This is a genomic window from Mycobacterium sp. ITM-2016-00316 (assembly GCF_002968335.2).
GTDB lineage: Bacteria > Actinomycetota > Actinomycetes > Mycobacteriales > Mycobacteriaceae > Mycobacterium.
In genome coordinates this window covers 1,376,119-1,393,600 of record NZ_CP134398.1, presented here as the reverse complement: position 1 = coordinate 1,393,600, position 17,482 = coordinate 1,376,119, and the positions used below count along the sequence as shown (strand labels likewise).

Genomic DNA, 17,482 nt, shown 5'->3' with positions numbered 1-17,482 from the left:
TGACTAGTAGCGGTAGTGCTCCGGCTTGTACGGGCCGTCGACGTCGACGCCGATGTACTCGGCCTGCTCCTTGGTGAGCTTGGTCAGCGAACCGCCGAGGGCTTCGACGTGGATCTTGGCGACCTTCTCGTCGAGGTGCTTGGCGAGGCGGTACACCTCGTTGTCGTACTCGTCGTTCTTGGTCCACAGTTCGATCTGCGCGATGACCTGGTTGGAGAAGCTGTTGCTCATCACGAACGACGGGTGCCCGGTCGCGTTGCCCAGGTTCAGCAGACGACCCTCGCTCAGCACGATGATCGAGTGGCCGTCGGGGAAGATGAACTCGTCGACCTGCGGCTTGATGTTGATCCGGCGGATGTCCTTGTCGCGCTCCAGGCGGGCCATCTCGATCTCGTCGTCGAAGTGGCCGATGTTGCCCAGGATCGCCTGGTGCTTCATGGACCGCATGTGCTCGAGGGTGATGATGCCCTGGTTGCCGGTGGCGGTGATGACGATGTCGGCCCAACCGATGGCCTCCTCGACGGTCTTGACCTCGAAGCCGTCCATCAGCGCCTGCAGCGCGTTGATCGGGTCGATCTCGGTGACCGCGACGCGCGCGCCCTGCGCCTTGAGCGCCTCGGCGCAGCCCTTGCCGACGTCGCCGTAACCGCAGACCAGCGCCGCCTTGCCACCGATGAGGACGTCGGTGCCGCGGTTGATGCCGTCGATCAGCGAGTGCCGGGTGCCGTACTTGTTGTCGAACTTGCTCTTGGTGACCGAGTCGTTGACGTTGATGGCCGGGAACGACAGCTCGCCGGCAGCAGCGAACTGGTAGAGACGCAGCACACCGGTGGTGGTCTCCTCGGTGACGCCCTTGACCGACTCCGCGACCGTGGTCCACTTGGTCTTGTCGGCCTCGATGGACCGGCGCAGCAGGTTCAGGAACACCTTGTACTCGTCGGAATGCTCGTCGTCCTCGGGCGGCACGACGCCGGCCTTCTCGAACTCGGCGCCGCGCAGCACCAGCATGGTGGCGTCGCCGCCGTCGTCGAGGATCATGTTCGCCGGCTCGTTCGGCCAGGTCAGCATCTGCTCGGCGGCCCACCAGTACTCCTCCAGCGTCTCGCCCTTCCAGGCGAACACGGGGACGCCCTTGGGCTCCTCGACGGTGCCGTGCGGGCCGACGACGACGGCCGCGGCGGCATGGTCCTGGGTGGAGAAGATGTTGCAGGACGCCCAGCGGACTTCGGCCCCGAGGCTGACCAGCGTCTCGATCAGCACGGCGGTCTGGATGGTCATGTGCAGCGAGCCGGAGACCCGGGCACCCTTGAGCGGCGCGACGTCGGCGTATTCGCGGCGCAGCGCCATCAGGCCGGGCATCTCGTGCTCGGCGAGGCGGATCTCCTTGCGGCCGAACTCGGCAAGCGAAAGGTCAGCGACCTTGTAGTCGATGCCGTTGCGTACGTCGGCGGTCAGTTCTGGTGCAGTCATGTAGAGCCCCTTGTTACCTGTCGGCCGCCGGGCGGCGACCTGCCTTTTGCCTGTGAGTGCACGGGCCGGGCGGCCTGAGATACTGCGCGGCCACACACGGACTCCCGTGCCGACTCCCCCGGCCTGCGGGCTCGCGGGACAGGCGCCAAGCGCGCTCTGCCAGCCAAGGGGTCCGTGGTCAGCTTAGCGAACGCCGTAGTCGCACCGCCATCGGCACTGTTTGGCACACAGGCGTCCTGGGGTACACCGCCTCGCCGAACGGGATGAAGGGGCGCGATGTGGCGCCCGGAGAGTCGCCTGGTCTGACCAGGTCACTGCTGGCGCTGGGCGCACTGAACTTCGTTCTCGCCGATGCCCGCGACGATCTGGGCCGGCCAGGTCGCCCGCAACGAGGTGTGGAATCACGCGGGCAACGTCGTCTCGTTGTCCGCGGCCGTCATCACGGTGTCCCTCTTCGGCGAGCGGGCCATCCTGTGGTTGATGGTGCTGACCATCGTGGTCGACCGGGGCGGCCGACGGCGCGACGAGCAGCCTGCCGGCCGGCTCGGGTGATCGCGGCGGGCAGAGCCGCTCCGGTTACGGCGCCTCGATCACTCCGTACCGCTCTGCGAACGGCGTCATCAGCCTGGCCAGATCCATGGCCACATCGTGGTCGGCTTCCGGCGGCATGGAGACATAGCTCATCGCCAGGCGGACGATGGCGCGGGCCAGCACCCCGGCGTCCTCGTCTGAGGCCTTCATCCAGCTGTTCTGGAAGGTCTCGGTCAGCCGTTGCGAGCACCGGGTGATGATCGGACCGCTGTCGGTGGTGATGATCTGCAGCAGATCGGGCTTGGCTTCCCCGTTGAGCAGCGAGATCACCAGTGGATCGGAGGCGGATTCCATGAAAAAGGCACGAAAGCCTTCCAGGAAGGCCTCATAGACGCGGCCGATGTTGTTGTTGATCGCGGCGTCGACGGCGTTGACCAGCCGATCTGCCAGCCGCAGGGCGTACCCCTCGGCCAGGCCCTGTCGCGATCCGAACTCGTTGTAGATGGTCTGCCGGCTGATGCCGGCCGCCCGGGCCACATCGGTGAGGGTGATCGAGGACCAGTCCCGGACCAGCAGCATGTCTCGCATGCCATCGAGGATCGAGTCACGCAACAGCACCCGCGAAGCCTCGGCGTAGGGCACGCGCTGCGCCGTACGCCGGGGCGAGGGTGCGCTCATAGCCGCGACCCTATAGCTTCGCGGGGCTCTTGCGGCGAGTGTCACGGCCGCGCGACCTCGATCATCTCGAAATCGGTTTTGGCCGCGCCGCAGTCCGGGCAGCTCCAGTCCTCGGGGATGTCATCCCACCGGGTGCCCGGGGCGATGCCGTCTTCCGGCCAGCCCTTCTCCTCGTCGTACTCGAATCCGCACTGCACGCAGACGAACAGTTTGTAGTCCATGTTCGGGATTCCTCTCTGATCTGGACGGTTCTATGTGCCGTCGCTTCGCTCGCCGTGGACCTCGAAGTCGACCTTCTCGCGGACCGCACAGTCCGGACAGGGCCACTCATCGGGAATGTCGGCCCACGCAGTGCCGGCCGGAAAGCCCTCGCGCGGAGCGCCTTTGGACTCGTCGTAGACGAAATCGCAGCCGGGGCAGCGGTAGGCGCTCACCGGTCGGCCCCATACTTGGCCAGCACCTTGTCGCGCATCCGCGGGTGGATGTTCACCCTGGTGATATCGCCGTCATAGTGGGCCAGCACGCGGTGATCCATCACCTTGCGCCACAGCGGTGGGAAGTAGGTCAGCCCGATCATCGATGCGTAGCCGCTGGGTAGGTTCGGCGCCCCATCCATGCTGCGCAGCGTCTGGTAGCGACGCGTGGGGTTGGCATGGTGATCACTGTGCCGCTGCAGGTGATAGAGGAACAGGTTGGTGACGATGTGGTCGGAGTTCCAGCTGTGCTCGGGAGCGCAGCGTTCGTAGCGACCGCTGGCGGTCTTCTGCCGCAGCAGGCCGTAGTGCTCCAGGTAGTTCACCGTTTCGAGCAGGGAGAAGCCGAAGAACACGGAGATGACGACGTAGGGAACGACGGCGACACCGAAGATCGCGAAGATCGCGCCGTAGAGCACCACCGACATCGCCCAGGCGTTGAGCACATCGTTGGACCAGTGCCACTTGCTCTTGCCGGCACGCTCCAGTCGCTTGGCCTCCAGCTCCCATGAGGACTTCAGGCTGCCCCACACGCTGCGCGGCAGGAACTCCCAGAACGTCTCGCCGAAGCGCGCCGAGGCGGGATCCTCCGGGGTGGCCACCCGCACATGGTGGCCGCGGTTGTGCTCGATGAAGAAGTGCCCGTAACAGGTCTGCGCCAGGGTGATCTTGCCCAGCCAGCGCTCGATGGACTCCTTCTTGTGGCCCATCTCGTGCGCGGTGTTGATGCCGACACCACCCATCATGCCGACCGATAGCGCCAGACCGATCTTCGCAGGCCAGCCCAGTGAGCCGTCAAAGCCCAGCCAGCTCAGATCCGACGCGGTGAACAGGTAGGCGCCCAGCACCAGAGTCAGATACTGGAATGGGATGAAGCTGTAGGTGCAGTACCGGTAGTACTTGTCGTTCTCCAGCCGCTCCGTCAGCTCATCGGGCGGGTTCTCGCCGTCGGGCCCGAACCGTCGGTCCAGCAGGGGCAGCACGAGGTACACCAGGATCGGCCCGATCCAGAACGGAACCTGCGCGGCCGCGTGCCAGCCGAGCTGATTGAGCGCCCAGACGATCGGCAGCATCATCAGCACCGCCGTGGGCACGATCAGACCCATCAACCACAGATAACGCTTGCGATCCCGCCATTCGACCGCCGGCGCATTCTGCCCGTCCACATCGATCTGCGATGTCATCAGCCACCTCCTGTGAGTGCCATCACTACTTCATTGGACTATAGACCATGCTTTGTCCGTTATCTAGACAAATCGGCATATGATGTAAATCCGTCATGTCTTAACCGGCCCCGTGACGGTCATTCCCCCGACCGTGTCCGCTCGGCGCCGCCCTGCGGGTCCAACCGCACGCGCCGGGCAGCCGGTTCATGCCGCCGTCATCCGAGATATCGACGTGTAATCCATCGATTACCAACATGAAACGGCTCGTTTGTACTTTTCTCGGTAGCCGCGCAATCGGCGTGGTTGGCAAGAGAGGACACACCGTTGAATACGCCGTCAAATCAGATCGAGCTGACCGTCGCCGACTCCAGCCGGATGCCGTGGGACACATTCGTGGTGCCACAGATCGGCGCCGAGATTCCGTCGAAAGAGCTGTTCTCCGACCCCGAGACCGGCATGCAGGTGTTCCTGTTGCGCTACGCAGCGGGTTTCACCAATGTCTGGCACACCCACACCCACGGGCACGGGATGTACGTGCTCGACGGCGTACTGAACACCCACAAGGGTCAATACGGCCCGGGGAATTTCGTCTGGTTCCCGGAGGGCGGCTGGATGGAACACGGAGCCACCGCCGATAACGATGTCACCTTTTTGTTCATCACCAACAAGCCGTTCGCCATCTGCTACGAGGTTGATTCAGACCATCCGTATCCGATGGATTGATCACGCCTGGATTGTCGCAACGGTCGGAAACATCACGAACCCACCGTCACGCGGAACACCTTCGATGGTTGGGCGGCCAGCAACCGCACCGGCCCGTCGTCGGCGGCCACCCAGGCGGCGGCGCCGCGCTCCAGGCTCACCGCGCCGGCCTTGGCACGCACCTGCACCGCGCCCTCGGTGCACAACAGCACCTGCGGCCCGTCATGTTCGGCGGGCGCGTCAACCTCGTGGCCGACCTGGTCATCGGTCACCTGCAGCACCGACACCGCAAACTCCGGCGCCGGGGTGTCATAGACCAGTTCGGCCCCGTCGCGGATCGGTCGCGGCAGGATCACCGAGTCATCGGCGGGAGTGAAGTCCAGCACCCGCAGCAGTTCGGGCACATCCACGTGCTTGGGCGTCAACCCGCCGCGCAGCACATTGTCCGAGTTCGCCATCACTTCGACACCGACCCCGTGCAGGTAGGCGTGCAGATTGCCGGCCGGCAGATAGATGCCCTGACCGGGCTGCAACGTGATGCGGTTCAGCAGCATCGCAGCCAGCACACCGGCATCGCCGGGATAACGTTCGCCCAGCTCCAGGATGGTCTTCGCCTCGGCCCGAAAGGTCGTTTCGCCGGATCGGATGTAATTGATCGCGCCGTCGAGCACCGCGGGCACCAGCTTGTCGAGTGAGGGCTGCGGCGCGGTGATCCAGGTGGTGAACAGGGCACGCAACCCGTCGGCGTCGGACTGACCCGTGAGCAGCGCGATATAGGAATCCAGCTCGGTCACCGCCAGCGCACGCATGAACTCCGCGCTGCGGGCGGCCGGGCGGAATCCCGCCAGCGCCTCGAACTGCCCCAGCGCGACGATCAATTCCGGCTTGTGGCTGGCATCCCGGTAATTGCGGGTCGGCGCCGTCACCGGAATGCCGAGGCGCTCTTCGCGTTCGAATCCGTGCACCGCCTGCTGGCTGCTCGGATGAGCCTGCAGCGACAGCGGTTCGTCGGCCGCCAGCACCTTGGCCAAAAACGGCAGCGCATCACCGAACCGGGCCCGTGAACCCGCGCCGAGCTGCCCCTCGGGGTCCGTGCTGATCATGTCCAGCAGCGAGCGCTCACCGTCATCGGTCACACAATGCGCCGAATCACCGGGGTGCGCGCCCAGCCACAGCTCCGCCTCGGGATGTTGTGTGGGACTTTGCCTTCCGGTGAATTCGGCAATCGCTGTGCGCGACCCCCACGCATACTTTCGGACAGCTCCTCGGAGGAGATTCACACCCTCAACCTCGCACCAGTCGTAGGTACACGGCCGTCATCTCCATGCGCACCGCCACCGTCGCCAACTGCTGCTCGGGACGCACACCGCCGACCTTGGTCGCACTGTCGGGCACATCGTCGGCGCTGACCACATCCAGGTCGGCGAAACCTTCGGTGCGTGCCACCACCACCGGCCGTTGCTCATCGGAGGTCAACACCACGGTGCGCACCCGCGACGGCAGCGGGCCGTCGAGTTCCTCGTCGTGGAACAGCGCGGTCTCGTAGTCGACCGGCGCGATGTTCAGCGGGCTCAGCGCGCCCAGCGCATCGGTCAGACCGACCGCGGCCACCACCTGACGCGCGACCCGCAGCAGCACCGCCGCGCTGTGCTGGGCCAGCGCCAGCGTCGCCTCGCTGTCCCCCGCCAGCACCACCTCGCGTCCGGCCAGTCGCTCGGCCAGACTCTTGGCCGGGTTGGTGAACAGCTCGCGCGACGCGCTGTTGCGCAGCGCCTCGGCGTCCAGTTCGTCGGCCAACGCCTCGATGTCCACCCGGACCGCGGTGTCGACGAAGGCCAGCACCGCCACACCGGCGGCCAGATATCGGGTCAATCCGAATTCGTCGGGCACCGGCAGCCGCGGGGCCAGCACCGCCGCCCGACCGGCCGTCACATCGCGCAGCGGTCCTTCATGCGGCGCGACGAGCACGACCCGCGCCCCGCGGCGCACACCGGTGGCCGCGGCCGTCACCAGCACGGGATCACCCGCGTCGGCACCGGCCACCACCACGACATCCAGCGCACCGGTCCACGGCGGCAACTCGGAGGCCACCACGATCGGAACCCCGCTGGCCGCCCCGAGGGCGGCCGACAGCAGCGTGCCCGCCGCGCGTGCCGGACCGCCGTCGGCGACCCAGATCAGCGTGCGGGGTGGGATGTCCGAGCGAAGCAGCTCCAGCGCGCCCTCGTCGACGGACGCCGCGGTGGCACGCACCTGCGCGCCGGACATGGCGGACGCACGCAACAGACCTTCCCGGTCGGCAGCCAGCAACCCCTCGACATCGTCGAGGTCGATGGTGGCAGCCCGGGCGGTCACGGCGCCGACTCGCCGCGCGCGGCAATCAGTTTCGCCACCTGTTCCACCACCTCGTCGACCTCTTCGCTGGTGCGGGCCTCCACATTGAGCCGCAGTAGCGGCTCGGTGTTGGAGGTCCGCAGATTGAACCAGCGACCGTCGCCGAGATCGACGGTCACCCCGTCGAGATGGTCCAGCGACTGGATACGACTGCCGAAAGTGGCCAGCACGGAATCCACGCAGCCGGGCGCATCGGCGACGGTGAAGTTGATCTCGCCGGACTCCTCATAGCGCTGGTAGTCGGCCATCAGTTCCGAGAGCGGGCGCTGCTGCTCGCCGAGTGCGGCCAGCACGTGCAGCGCGGCCAGCATGCCCGAGTCCGCACCCCAGAAGTCGCGGAAGTAGTAGTGCGCCGAGTGCTCGCCACCGAAGATGGCGCCGGTCTCGGCCATCAGGCCCTTGATATAGGAGTGACCCACCCGTGAGCGCACCGCGGTGCCGCCTCGTTCGGTGATCAGTTCCGGCACTGCCCGCGAGGTGATCAGGTTGTGGATCACGGTGGCACCGATCTCGCGACCCAGCTCGCGCCCGGCCACCAGTGCGGTCACCGCGGACGGCGAGATGGGCAGGCCTTTCTCATCGACCACGAAACAGCGGTCGGCGTCACCATCGAAGGCCAGCCCGATATCGGCTCCGGTCGCCAGCACATGGGCCTGCAGGTCGACGAGGTTCGCCGGGTCCAGCGGATTGGCCTCATGGTTGGGGAAGGTGCCGTCGAGCTCGAAATACAACGGCAGCACCGTGATCCCGGGAATCGCCTCGAGCACCGCGGGGGTGGTGTGGCCACCCATGCCGTTCCCGGCGTCGACGGCCACCCGCAGCGGGCGCAGCTCCGACAGGTCGACCAGCGAGCGCAGGAAATCGCCGTATTCGGCGAGGACATCGCGATCGGTGATGGTGCCCGCGGCACCGTCGTGGGCGGGCACCCCGTTGATGACCTCATCGCTGATGATCAGCAGGCCAGTGTCCTTGCCGACCGGCTTGGCGCCCGCGCGACACAGCTTGATGCCGTTGTAGGCGGCCGGGTTGTGGCTGGCGGTGAACATCGCACCCGGGCAGTCCAGCAGACCCGAGGCGAAATACAGCTGGTCGGTCGAGGCCAGCCCGATCCGGACCACGTCGAGCCCCTGGGCGATGACGCCCTCGGCGAACGCGTTGGACAGTGCCGGCGAACTGGCCCGCATGTCATGTCCGATCACCACGGTGTCGACGGGTCTGGCTGACCCGTTCCCCGTGTCGCTGCGCTCTCTCCCGCGAGCGGGAGGTACCCCCAGCCCGCCGAAGCCCTCGTCGCGCACCAGGCGGGCGAATGCACCGCCGACGTCGCGGACGAATGCGTCGTCGATCTGTTCTCCGACCAGGCCCCGCACGTCATAGGCCTTGATGACAGCGTGGACAGCCTCAGCGGACCGAGACATGGCTCTCCTCGCTCTCTGTGTACGGGGAATCGGGAACTGCTCTGCCCACTCAGCCTAGTGTCTCGACACGACGGCCGCCGCAGGTCCCGTGAGCGCGCGCAAAACGGCCGACCGGGGTGCTTCCGGCGACGGGTGTGGGCCGGAACTACTCGGAGTTCGGCTCCGGGTCCGGGAGCACCCGGAGGTGGCCGCGACGGCGGCCATTGGGTTCCGGGCGATGCACCGGCGGGGCCATCAGCGAGCCACCGGGCAGCCCGGTCGAGGGGTCGGAGAATCCGGCGGTCACGCCGTTCACCAGAGCCTGCACGCCTTCGCGCCCCTCACGGACCGCGTCGGCGAGGGCGACCAGATCGTCCTCGTCGGGATGAGTCGGCAGCGGCCCGGCGTGGCGGACCAGCTCCCATCCACGGGGCGCGGTGATCCGACCGGCGTGTACGACACACAAATCCCAGGAATGCGGCTCAGACACGGTCGCCAGAGGTCCGACGACGGCTGTCGAGTCCGAATAGACGAAGGTCAGCGTCGCCACGGCGTAGTGCGGGCACCCGGGCCTGCAGCAGCGACGGGGAACGTTCACGCAGGGAAGATTATCGTGCGGCGACGCCGCGGGCCTCCGGACACGCGCGCGCCGCGGCGCCCGATCTCCAACCGTTACCATCTCCTGCGTGGCGCAGCGTAAGCATCGGGGATCCCGACGCGGCCGTGGCATGCGCGGATCGCTGTTGCCGCCGACGGTGCCGGGCTGGCGCAGCCGGGCCGAGCGATTCGACATGGCGGTGCTGGAGGCCTATGAGCCGATCGAGCGACGGTGGCACCAACGGGTCTCGACATTGGATGTGGCGGTCGACGAGATACCGCGCATCGCACCCAAGGATCCCGACAGTGTGCAGTGGCCGCCGGAGGTTGTCGCCGACGGCCCGATCGCGCTTGCCCGCCTGATCCCAGCCGGGGTAGATGTCCGCGGTAACTCCACGCGGGCGCGAATTGTGTTGTTCCGCAAGCCGATCGAACGGCGCGCCAAAGACACCGACGAACTTTCGGATTTACTACATGAGGTGCTGGTGGCTCAGGTAGCCACCTATCTGGGCGTCGAACCCAACGTCATCGACCCATCGGCCGAGGACGAATAGCACGTTGCGACCGCCTGCGGCCGCAACGTGCCGCGTCAGATGATGCCGCGCTTGAGGCGGCGGCGCTCCCGCTCGGACAAGCCGCCCCAGATGCCGAAGCGCTCGTCATTGGCCAGCGCGTACTCCAGGCACCGGTCCTTGACTTCGCAGCCCTGGCAGATGCGCTTGGCCTCCCGCGTCGATCCGCCCTTCTCCGGGAAGAACGCCTCGGGGTCGGTCTGCGCACACAGACCGCGTTCCTGCCATTGGTCGTCGTCCTCGAAGGACTCGGGCGCCAACTCGATACGGTCGGGCACCAAGCTCAAACTCGGGCGCACAACCATTTCGCTTGCCGCCGAATCGGTAGTGGTGTGCGGTGCACTGTCCACTGAACCGAGCATCCGGTCTTCGAACCGGAGCGCGCGGTCGAGATCGACCTGCTCAAAAGACATGTTCCGCCTCCTCACCTGATTATTTTCCCCGTTGTTGCCGATCGGGGCCCCTGCTGAATCACGGATCGCCAAACCCCTCCAGCACTGCCCCAGCTATCACTATTGTGATGTCCGGCCATCCGGATTCGAACATATGATCGAATCCCGGTCTGCGGCACCGAAACCGGCGGGCGAACCACGAAATGACACTGATGTGATTAGACACGCGTTAGCTGCCACGGTCAAGCGGAATGGCCAGTTTTCATACCATCTCGTGACATAGATCCGGCGTGTCCACGCACCGGCGTGTTCCCCACACCCCGGGCGGCCACACCGAAGAAAGCTGGCTGGCATAGGGTCTGAGGGCGTGAAGGTCACTGTTCTGGTCGGCGGCGTGGGTGGCGCCCGCTTCCTCCTGGGCGTCCAGCGCCTGCTGCAACTCGGGCAGTTTGCCGAGGCGGCCGCCGAATCCGAAGCGCCCACTCAACACGAGCTGACCGCCGTCGTCAACGTGGGAGACGACGCCTGGATGTTCGGCGTGCGGATCTGTCCGGACCTCGACACCTGCATGTACACCCTCGGCGGCGGTATCGACCCGGAACGTGGCTGGGGTCACCGTGACGAAACGTGGCATGCCAAGGACGAACTGGCAGCCTACGGGGTGCAGCCCGACTGGTTCGGTCTCGGCGACCGCGATCTGGCCACCCATCTGGTGCGCAGTCAGATGCTGCGCGCGGGGTATCCGCTCTCTCAGGTCACCGAGGCACTGTGCGCCCGATGGGCTCCCGGCGCCCGACTGCTGCCGGCCACCGATGACCGCAGCGAAACGCACGTCGTCGTCACCGATCCCGATGGTGAACGCAAGGCGATCCACTTCCAGGAATGGTGGGTGCGCTACCGCGCCAAGATCGAGACGCACAGCTTCGCCTACGTCGGCTCCGACAAGGCCACAGCCGCACCAGGTGTGACCGAGGCGATCGCCGATGCCGATGTGGTGCTGATCGCCCCGTCCAACCCGGTGGTGAGCATCGGCTCCATCCTCACCGTCGGCGGTATCCGCGGCGCGCTGCGTTCCACGTCGGCCCCCGTCATCGGCTACTCCCCCATCATCGCCGGAAAACCGTTGCGCGGGATGGCCGACGAATGCCTTTCGGTGATCGGTGTCGAATCGTCCTCGGAGGGCGTCGGAAAGCACTTCGGCGCCCGCAGCGGCGTCGGCATCCTGGACGGCTGGCTGATCGACGCGGGCGACGCCGCCACCATCGAGGGTGTCGAGGTCCGGCAAGCCCCCCTGCTCATGACCGACCCGGCGGCGACCGCCGAAATGGTGCGGGCCGGCCTGCAATTGGCGGGCGTCACGCCGTGAGTGCAGAACACGGTACTGCGCAGCCCATCGAGATCATCCCGGTGACCGGGCTCGGCGAGTTCCGTCCCGGCGACAATCTGGCCGCGGCCATCGCCGGCGCCGCCGGCTGGTTGCGCGATGACGACGTGGTCGTCATCACCAGCAAGGTGCTCTCCAAGACCGAGGGCCGCATCGTCGCCGCGCCCACCGATCCCGAGCAGCGGGACATCCTGCGCCGCAAGCTCATCGACGACGAGGCGGTCCGGGTACTGGCCCGCAAGGGCAAGACGCTCATCACCGAGAACGCCATCGGGTTGATCCAGGCGGCCGCCGGGGTGGACGGATCCAATATCGACGCCGCCGAACTGGCCCTGCTGCCCGTCGATCCGGATGGCAGCGCTGCGGCGATCCGCGACGGTATCGCAACGCATCTGGGCGTTCGGGTCGGCATCGTCGTCACCGACACGATGGGACGGGCCTGGCGCAACGGGCAGACCGATGTCGCGATCGGCGCGGCCGGGCTGACAGTCCTGCACGGTTATGCGGGCGCCCAGGACCCGCATGGAAACGAGCTCGTGGTGACCGAGATCGCGGTGGCCGACGAACTCGCCGCCGCGGCAGATCTGGTGAAGGGCAAGCTGACCGGCATCCCGGTGGCGGTGGTACGCGGACTGCAGCTGCACGACGACGGCTCAGGAGGCCACACCCTGGTCCGCAGCGGCGAGGACGACCTGTTCTGGCTCGGCACCGCCGAAGCGATTCACTTGGGCCGCACACAGGCACAGTTGCTGCGCCGTTCGGTGCGCCGGTTCGCCGCCGAGCCGGTCGACACCGCGCTCATCGAAGAGTCGGTCGCCGAGGCGCTGACCGCGCCGGCACCGCATCACACCCGCCCGGTGCGCTTCGTGTGGGTGCGCGACCCGGCAACCCGGCTGTCGCTGCTCGACGCGATGAAGCGCCAATGGCATGCCGATCTGACCGCCGACGGTCGCTCCGACGAGGATGCCGAGCGCCGCACCGGCCGCGGCCAGATCCTCTACGACGCCCCCGAACTGATCATTCCGTTCATGGTTCCCGATGGCGCACACAGCTATCCGGATCCGCAGCGCACGGCGGCCGAGCACACCATGTTCACGGTCGCCGCGGGCGCGGCCGTGCAGGGACTGCTGGTGGCACTGGCGGTCCGCGGGGTGGGCAGCTGCTGGATCGGTTCGACGATCTTCGCCGCCGAGATCACCCGCCGCGAGCTGGCCACCGCAGACGACTGGGAGCCGTTGGGCGCCATCGCGATCGGCTACCCCGCCGAGGAGACCGGGCCCCGCGAGCCGGCACCCGTCGACGGGTTGCTGATCCGGAGATGAGCCTGCACGCCTCCGTCGTCGACCTGCTGTCCCGGTGGAACGCGCCCGATCCCGAGCAGGACGCGTTGCGCCACGCGGTGCTGGCGTTCGTGCTGGCCCGGCCCGACGCCTGCGAGCGGGCCTGCGAGCCCGGGCATGTCACGGCCTCGGCACTGCTTCTCGATCACAGCGGCGAGCACGCGCTGCTCACCCTGCACCCGCGCGTCGGCCGCTGGCTGCAGCTGGGTGGGCACTGCGAGGACTCCGACGCCGACATCACCGCGGCGGCACTGCGTGAAGCCACCGAGGAGTCGGGTATCGACGGGCTGCGCATCGACCCGGACATGGTTGCGCTGCATGTACATCCGTTGACCTGCTCCCTCGGGCTGCCCACCCGCCACTTGGATCTGCAGTTCGTCGTGCGCGCACCGGCCGGCACCGATTTCGTACGCAGCGACGAGTCCCTGGATCTGCGCTGGTGGCCGCTGGAGGCAATGCCGCGGGATGACCCGGCACTGCTGGCGCTGGCCCGCGCTGCCCGCACGGCCTAGCCAGGAACTCAGCACTCCACGACGTTGAGCGCCAGCCCGCCCTGCGCGGTCTCCTTGTACTTGTCGAGCATGTCGATTCCGGTCTCCCGCATGGTCTTCACCGCATCATCGAGCGACACCCGGTGCTGTCCATCGCCGCGCAGCGCCATGCGCGCGGCGGTGATCGCCTTGACCGCGGCGACGGCGTTGCGCTCGATGCACGGGATCTGCACCAGCCCGCCGACGGGATCACACGTCAGGCCCAGGTTGTGCTCGATGCCGATCTCGGCCGCATTCTCGACCTGCTCGGGTGTGCCGCCGAGGACTTCGGCCAGACCGGCGGCCGCCATGGCGCAGGCCGACCCGACCTCGCCCTGGCAGCCGACCTCGGCACCGCTGATGGAGGCGTTCTCCTTGATGATCGAACCGATCGCGGCTGCGGTCAGCAGAAACCGGACCACGCCGTCGTCGTCGGCCTCGGCGACGAACTCGCTGTAGTAGTGCAACACGGCCGGAATGATGCCCGCGGCGCCGTTGGTGGGTGCCGTCACCACCCGGCCGCCGGCGGCGTTCTGCTCGTTGACCGCCAGGGCGTAGGTGGTGACATGGTCCATGGCGGACCAGGGATCGGCATCTGAGGGCGAGGCCAGGTACGCGGCCTGATCGGCGGCCCGCCGGCGAACATGCAGACCACCCGGCAGCACCCCGTGGGTGGCGCAACCCTGCGCCACGCAGTCGCGCATGACCGACCAGATGCGCAGCAGGTCCGCGTGGACCGCCGCCGAGGGGCGCAGGGCGTCCTCGTTGGCGCGGGCGATGCCGCTGATCGCCAGTCCGGTGTGGGACGCCACGCGCAGCAGGTCCTCGCCACTGCCGAACGGATGCGGAATCGGCGGGCGTGCGCCGGTGTCGGGACCCGCACCGTGATCGTCGGTGACGAATCCGCCACCGATCGAGTAGTAGACCCGTTCGGCGAGAATCGTGCCGCCGGCATCGGATGCGACGAAACGCATCGCATTCGAGTGGGTGCCGATGCGCTTGCGGGGGTGCAACACGACATCGTCGTCGAGGCGGAAACCGATGGTGTGCCTGCCGAGGATCGTCAGCGCGTGACTGTCGCGGATACCGGCCAGCGTCGACGGGATCCCCTGCGGGTCGACCTGCTCGGGCAGTTCGCCGAGTAGGCCGAGCGCCACGGCGGGAATGCTGCCGTGCCCCTCGCCGGTGGCGCCGAGCGATCCGAACAGATCGACCGCCACCCGGCTGGTGGACTCCAGCACACCCGATGTCACCAGCAGATCCGCGAACCGGTGTGCGGCGATCATCGGACCCACGGTGTGTGAACTCGACGGTCCGATCCCGATCTTGAAGAGCTCGAAAACGCTGTAGGTCATCGGTGCGGCTCCTCGCCGTGGTGACAGGGCGAGATCTACTCTGCCGCAGATGCCGAACGGCTGCGCAGGACATCGACGACGAAGACCACCCCCACATGGCTCGAAGTCATCGCCGCACCGGTCGCAGCACAGCTCACCGAACGCGACCCGATGCCTCGTCGGCGCCGGCGCGCGAGGGCACGCCCTGGCCCGACAGCAGCGCGGTGACCTTACTGCGCTTGGCGTCCAGGTCGCGCAGTTGATCCTCGATGCCCCGCAACGTCTCACGGATGACCTCGGCCACCTGCGGGCACATGTCCACATCGTCGCCGTTGAGGCACGGCAACACTTTTCGGATGGTCGCGGCGCTGAACCCGGCGTCGATCAACGCCCGGATCTGGGTCACCGCGCCGACGGCCGACTCGGGGTAGTCACGGTATCCGTTCGCGTGGCGGTTGGAGTGCAGCAGTTGCTGTTCCTCGTAGTAACGCAGCGACCTGGCGGATACGTTGCAGCGTTGCGCGAGCTCCCCGATTCGCATTGCCCCTGCCCATGTGATCGTCGTCGCACGAGGTTGACCTTGACGCCGGCGTGAAGGTTTAACGTCCACTGTATGACGCCACCACGCCTCGTCGCAGACCCGGACATCATCGCGACCGGGACCGGATCGCCGCTCGTGCTGGCCCATGGGGCGGGCGGCAGCGTCGGCGCCAACTTCGGGCAGGTGATCGACACCCTGTCGGCCACCCGCAGGCTCATCGGCCTGAACTACCCCGGTTCGGGATCCACCCCCGCGGCCCGCGACGCGCTGGAGCTGACCGTCCTCGCCGATTCGTTGGTCACGGCCGCGGTCGAGGCCGGCTTCGATCGGTTCCCCATCCTCGGCCTGTCGCTGGGGACGGCCGTCGCAGTGACGGCCGCCGTGCGCCACCCGGACCGGGTGACGGGGCTGCTGCTCACCGTGGGATTCGCGCGCGGCGACCAGCAGCTGCGACTGGTGGTCGACACCTGGACCGCGCTCGCGCACAGTGGGGATCATGCGACGCTGGCCGGCTACCTGGTGAGCCTGTCCTCCCCCGCGGTGCTCGGCGGACTCGACCGACAAGCCGCCGATGCGGCCGTAGCGATGACGCTGGAGCACTACCCCGCCGGCGGAGCGGATCAGGCGCGGTTGGCGGCATCCGTCGACACCCTTGCCGCGTGCGGCGCCATCGGGGTACCCACCGTGGTCTTCGCCGGTGGCCAGGACCGCATCGTGCTCCCGCAGACGACCCGCCAACTGGCTGCGGCCATACCGGGCGCGACCCTGATCGAGTACCCCGATGCCGGCCACATCTTCACCCCCGAAGAGGCGTCGGTATGGATCGACGATATCCGTGAGTTCCTGCGCGTTCACCAATTGTGAAAGCGCACAGCACCTTCCGGCCTCGCGGTCAGACGTCGGTGGAGTAGCGGATCCCCCCGTCGGGGATGGTCACCCCCGGCCACACCCGGGCACCGCGCAGCAGCTCACACCGGGCCCCGATGTCGGCACCGTCCCCGATGACTCCGTCGCGGATGAGCGCCCGCGGTCCGATGCGGGCACCGAACCCGATGATCGAGCGCTCGATCACGGCCCCGGCCTCGACCCGGACGCCGTCGAAGATGACCGCGCCGTCCAGTCGGGCGCCCGCGCCGATCTCGGCGCCCCGGCCGACCACTGTCCCGCCGAGCAGCAACGCGCCGGGTGAGACGGCCGCGCCGTCGTGGATGAGGAACTCGCCGCGCTGATGCTGCAGCGCGGGCGACGGGGCAATACCGCGGACCAGATCCGCCGAGCCCCGCACGAAATCGTCCGGGGTGCCCATATCCCGCCAGTAGCTGGCGTCGACGTAGCCGCACACCTTCTTCCCGTCGGTGAGCAGCTTCGGGAACACCTCGCGCTCCACCGACAGGGCCCGGCCCTTCGGGATCTGGTCGATGATCTCGCGGCGGAAGACATAACAGCCGGCGTTGATCTGATCGGTCGGCGGGTCCTGGGTCTTCTCCAGGAATGCGGTGACCCGGCCGTCGGCGTCGGTGGGCACGCAACCGAAGGCACGCGGATCCCCGACCCGCACGAGATGCAGTGTCACATCGGCCTGATGTCCGGCGTGGCAGTTCAGCAGGGCGCCGAGATCGGCACCGGAGAGCACATCGCCGTTGAACACCAGCGCGGTGTCGTGGCGCAGCTTGCCGGCCACGTTGGCGATACCGCCACCGGTGCCCAGCGCCTCCTCCTCGACGACGTACTCGATCTCCAATCCGAGCTTCGACCCGTCGCCGAAGGCCGCTTCGAAGACCTCGGCCTTGTAGGAGGTGCCCAGCACCACGTGCTGGATACCGGCCGCGGCGATTCGCGACAGCAGGTGGGTGAGGAACGGCAGACCGGCCGTCGGCAACATCGGTTTGGGCGCCGACAGGGTCAGCGGGCGCAATCGGGTGCCCTGCCCGCCGACCAGAATGACCGCGTCCACGTCCGCGGGATCGAGTGTGCCGGCCAT

At 67.6% G+C, this 17,482-nt stretch carries 20 protein-coding genes; 7 read left to right on the top strand and 13 right to left on the bottom strand.

Annotated elements, in window-relative coordinates:
- Positions 1-3: 3 nt before the first annotated feature.
- On the bottom strand, positions 4-1,470 hold the full coding sequence (ahcY, locus tag C6A86_RS06720; protein ID WP_105366149.1) for an adenosylhomocysteinase: 1,467 nt from the start codon (positions 1,468-1,470) through the stop codon (positions 4-6).
- 351 nt (positions 1,471-1,821) lie between these two features.
- Between ahcY and C6A86_RS06715 the strand changes: the two genes are divergently transcribed.
- Positions 1,822-2,022: a hypothetical protein gene (locus C6A86_RS06715; protein ID WP_105366148.1), complete on the top strand. Its 201-nt coding sequence runs from the start codon at positions 1,822-1,824 to the stop codon at positions 2,020-2,022.
- Between the two features lie 24 nt (positions 2,023-2,046).
- Here C6A86_RS06715 and C6A86_RS06710 read toward each other — a convergent pair whose 3' ends face one another.
- From C6A86_RS06710 to C6A86_RS06695, 4 genes are read right to left on the bottom strand one after another with little or no spacing between them, the layout of a single operon-like run.
- Entirely contained in the window at positions 2,047-2,679 is a 633-nt protein-coding gene (locus tag C6A86_RS06710; protein WP_105366147.1) for a TetR family transcriptional regulator, read from the bottom strand.
- 41 nt (positions 2,680-2,720) lie between these two features.
- On the bottom strand, positions 2,721-2,900 hold the full coding sequence (locus C6A86_RS06705; RefSeq protein WP_057167187.1) for a rubredoxin: 180 nt from the start codon (positions 2,898-2,900) through the stop codon (positions 2,721-2,723).
- A gap of 30 nt (positions 2,901-2,930) precedes the next feature.
- The gene (locus tag C6A86_RS06700; protein WP_105366146.1) at positions 2,931-3,113 is read right to left on the bottom strand and encodes a rubredoxin; all 183 of its coding nucleotides are present in this window, start codon (positions 3,111-3,113) and stop codon (positions 2,931-2,933) included.
- Positions 3,110-4,336 carry an alkane 1-monooxygenase gene (locus tag C6A86_RS06695; RefSeq protein WP_105366145.1) on the bottom strand — a complete coding sequence of 409 codons (1,227 nt, stop codon included), beginning with the start codon at positions 4,334-4,336 and terminating at the stop codon, positions 3,110-3,112. Before C6A86_RS06695 ends, C6A86_RS06700 begins: the two co-directional genes overlap by 4 nt.
- A 306-nt stretch (positions 4,337-4,642) precedes the next feature.
- On the opposite strand from C6A86_RS06695, the gene C6A86_RS06690 reads away from it, so the two are divergent.
- Entirely contained in the window at positions 4,643-5,041 is a 399-nt protein-coding gene (locus C6A86_RS06690) for a cupin domain-containing protein (protein WP_199196428.1), read from the top strand.
- A 32-nt stretch (positions 5,042-5,073) separates the two neighbouring features.
- Here the strand turns inward: C6A86_RS06690 and manA are convergent, their stop codons facing one another.
- The 4 genes from manA to C6A86_RS06670 form a co-directional block, all read right to left on the bottom strand.
- Positions 5,074-6,300, bottom strand: a complete 1,227-nt coding sequence (gene manA, locus C6A86_RS06685; RefSeq protein ID WP_105366144.1) for a mannose-6-phosphate isomerase, class I — start codon at positions 6,298-6,300, stop codon at positions 5,074-5,076.
- Between the two features lie 4 nt (positions 6,301-6,304).
- Complete coding sequence (locus tag C6A86_RS06680; protein WP_105366143.1) at positions 6,305-7,375, bottom strand: SIS domain-containing protein; 1,071 nt, start codon at positions 7,373-7,375, stop codon at positions 6,305-6,307.
- Positions 7,372-8,832, bottom strand: a complete 1,461-nt coding sequence (locus tag C6A86_RS06675) for a phosphomannomutase/phosphoglucomutase (protein WP_105366142.1) — start codon at positions 8,830-8,832, stop codon at positions 7,372-7,374. Before C6A86_RS06675 ends, C6A86_RS06680 begins: the two co-directional genes overlap by 4 nt.
- A gap of 145 nt (positions 8,833-8,977) precedes the next feature.
- Positions 8,978-9,409, bottom strand: coding sequence for a DUF3499 domain-containing protein (locus C6A86_RS06670; RefSeq protein WP_105366141.1), 432 nt, complete (start codon positions 9,407-9,409; stop codon positions 8,978-8,980).
- 130 nt (positions 9,410-9,539) lie between these two features.
- Between C6A86_RS06670 and C6A86_RS06665 the strand changes: the two genes are divergently transcribed.
- Positions 9,540-9,962 carry a metallopeptidase family protein gene (locus C6A86_RS06665; protein WP_105366140.1) on the top strand — a complete coding sequence of 141 codons (423 nt, stop codon included), beginning with the start codon at positions 9,540-9,542 and terminating at the stop codon, positions 9,960-9,962.
- A 35-nt stretch (positions 9,963-9,997) separates the two neighbouring features.
- On the opposite strand, the gene C6A86_RS06660 is transcribed toward C6A86_RS06665, so the two are convergent.
- The gene (locus tag C6A86_RS06660; protein ID WP_199196430.1) at positions 9,998-10,267 is read right to left on the bottom strand and encodes a WhiB family transcriptional regulator; all 270 of its coding nucleotides are present in this window, start codon (positions 10,265-10,267) and stop codon (positions 9,998-10,000) included.
- A 472-nt stretch (positions 10,268-10,739) separates the two neighbouring features.
- Here C6A86_RS06660 and cofD point away from each other — a divergent pair, with 472 nt between their 5' ends.
- From cofD to C6A86_RS06645, 3 genes are read left to right on the top strand one after another with little or no spacing between them, the layout of a single operon-like run.
- Positions 10,740-11,738 (top strand): 2-phospho-L-lactate transferase, encoded by a 999-nt coding sequence (gene cofD / locus C6A86_RS06655; RefSeq protein ID WP_105366139.1) that lies wholly within the window; start codon positions 10,740-10,742, stop codon positions 11,736-11,738.
- On the top strand, positions 11,735-13,078 hold the full coding sequence (locus C6A86_RS06650; RefSeq protein WP_199196427.1) for a coenzyme F420-0:L-glutamate ligase: 1,344 nt from the start codon (positions 11,735-11,737) through the stop codon (positions 13,076-13,078). Before cofD ends, C6A86_RS06650 begins: the two co-directional genes overlap by 4 nt.
- Complete coding sequence (locus C6A86_RS06645; protein WP_105366138.1) at positions 13,075-13,608, top strand: NUDIX hydrolase; 534 nt, start codon at positions 13,075-13,077, stop codon at positions 13,606-13,608. Before C6A86_RS06650 ends, C6A86_RS06645 begins: the two co-directional genes overlap by 4 nt.
- Before the next feature lie 8 nt (positions 13,609-13,616).
- On the opposite strand, the gene C6A86_RS06640 is transcribed toward C6A86_RS06645, so the two are convergent.
- Together C6A86_RS06640 and C6A86_RS06635 are read right to left on the bottom strand one after the other, a co-directional pair.
- Positions 13,617-14,981 carry an L-serine ammonia-lyase gene (locus C6A86_RS06640; RefSeq protein WP_105366137.1) on the bottom strand — a complete coding sequence of 455 codons (1,365 nt, stop codon included), beginning with the start codon at positions 14,979-14,981 and terminating at the stop codon, positions 13,617-13,619.
- A 133-nt stretch (positions 14,982-15,114) separates the two neighbouring features.
- Positions 15,115-15,501: a MerR family transcriptional regulator gene (locus C6A86_RS06635; protein WP_105366136.1), complete on the bottom strand. Its 387-nt coding sequence runs from the start codon at positions 15,499-15,501 to the stop codon at positions 15,115-15,117.
- Between the two features lie 72 nt (positions 15,502-15,573).
- Between C6A86_RS06635 and C6A86_RS06630 the strand changes: the two genes are divergently transcribed.
- On the top strand, positions 15,574-16,365 hold the full coding sequence (locus C6A86_RS06630) for an alpha/beta fold hydrolase (RefSeq protein WP_105366135.1): 792 nt from the start codon (positions 15,574-15,576) through the stop codon (positions 16,363-16,365).
- Between the two features lie 28 nt (positions 16,366-16,393).
- Here C6A86_RS06630 and C6A86_RS06625 read toward each other — a convergent pair whose 3' ends face one another.
- The gene (locus C6A86_RS06625) at positions 16,394-17,482 is read right to left on the bottom strand and encodes a sugar phosphate nucleotidyltransferase (RefSeq protein WP_105366134.1); all 1,089 of its coding nucleotides are present in this window, start codon (positions 17,480-17,482) and stop codon (positions 16,394-16,396) included.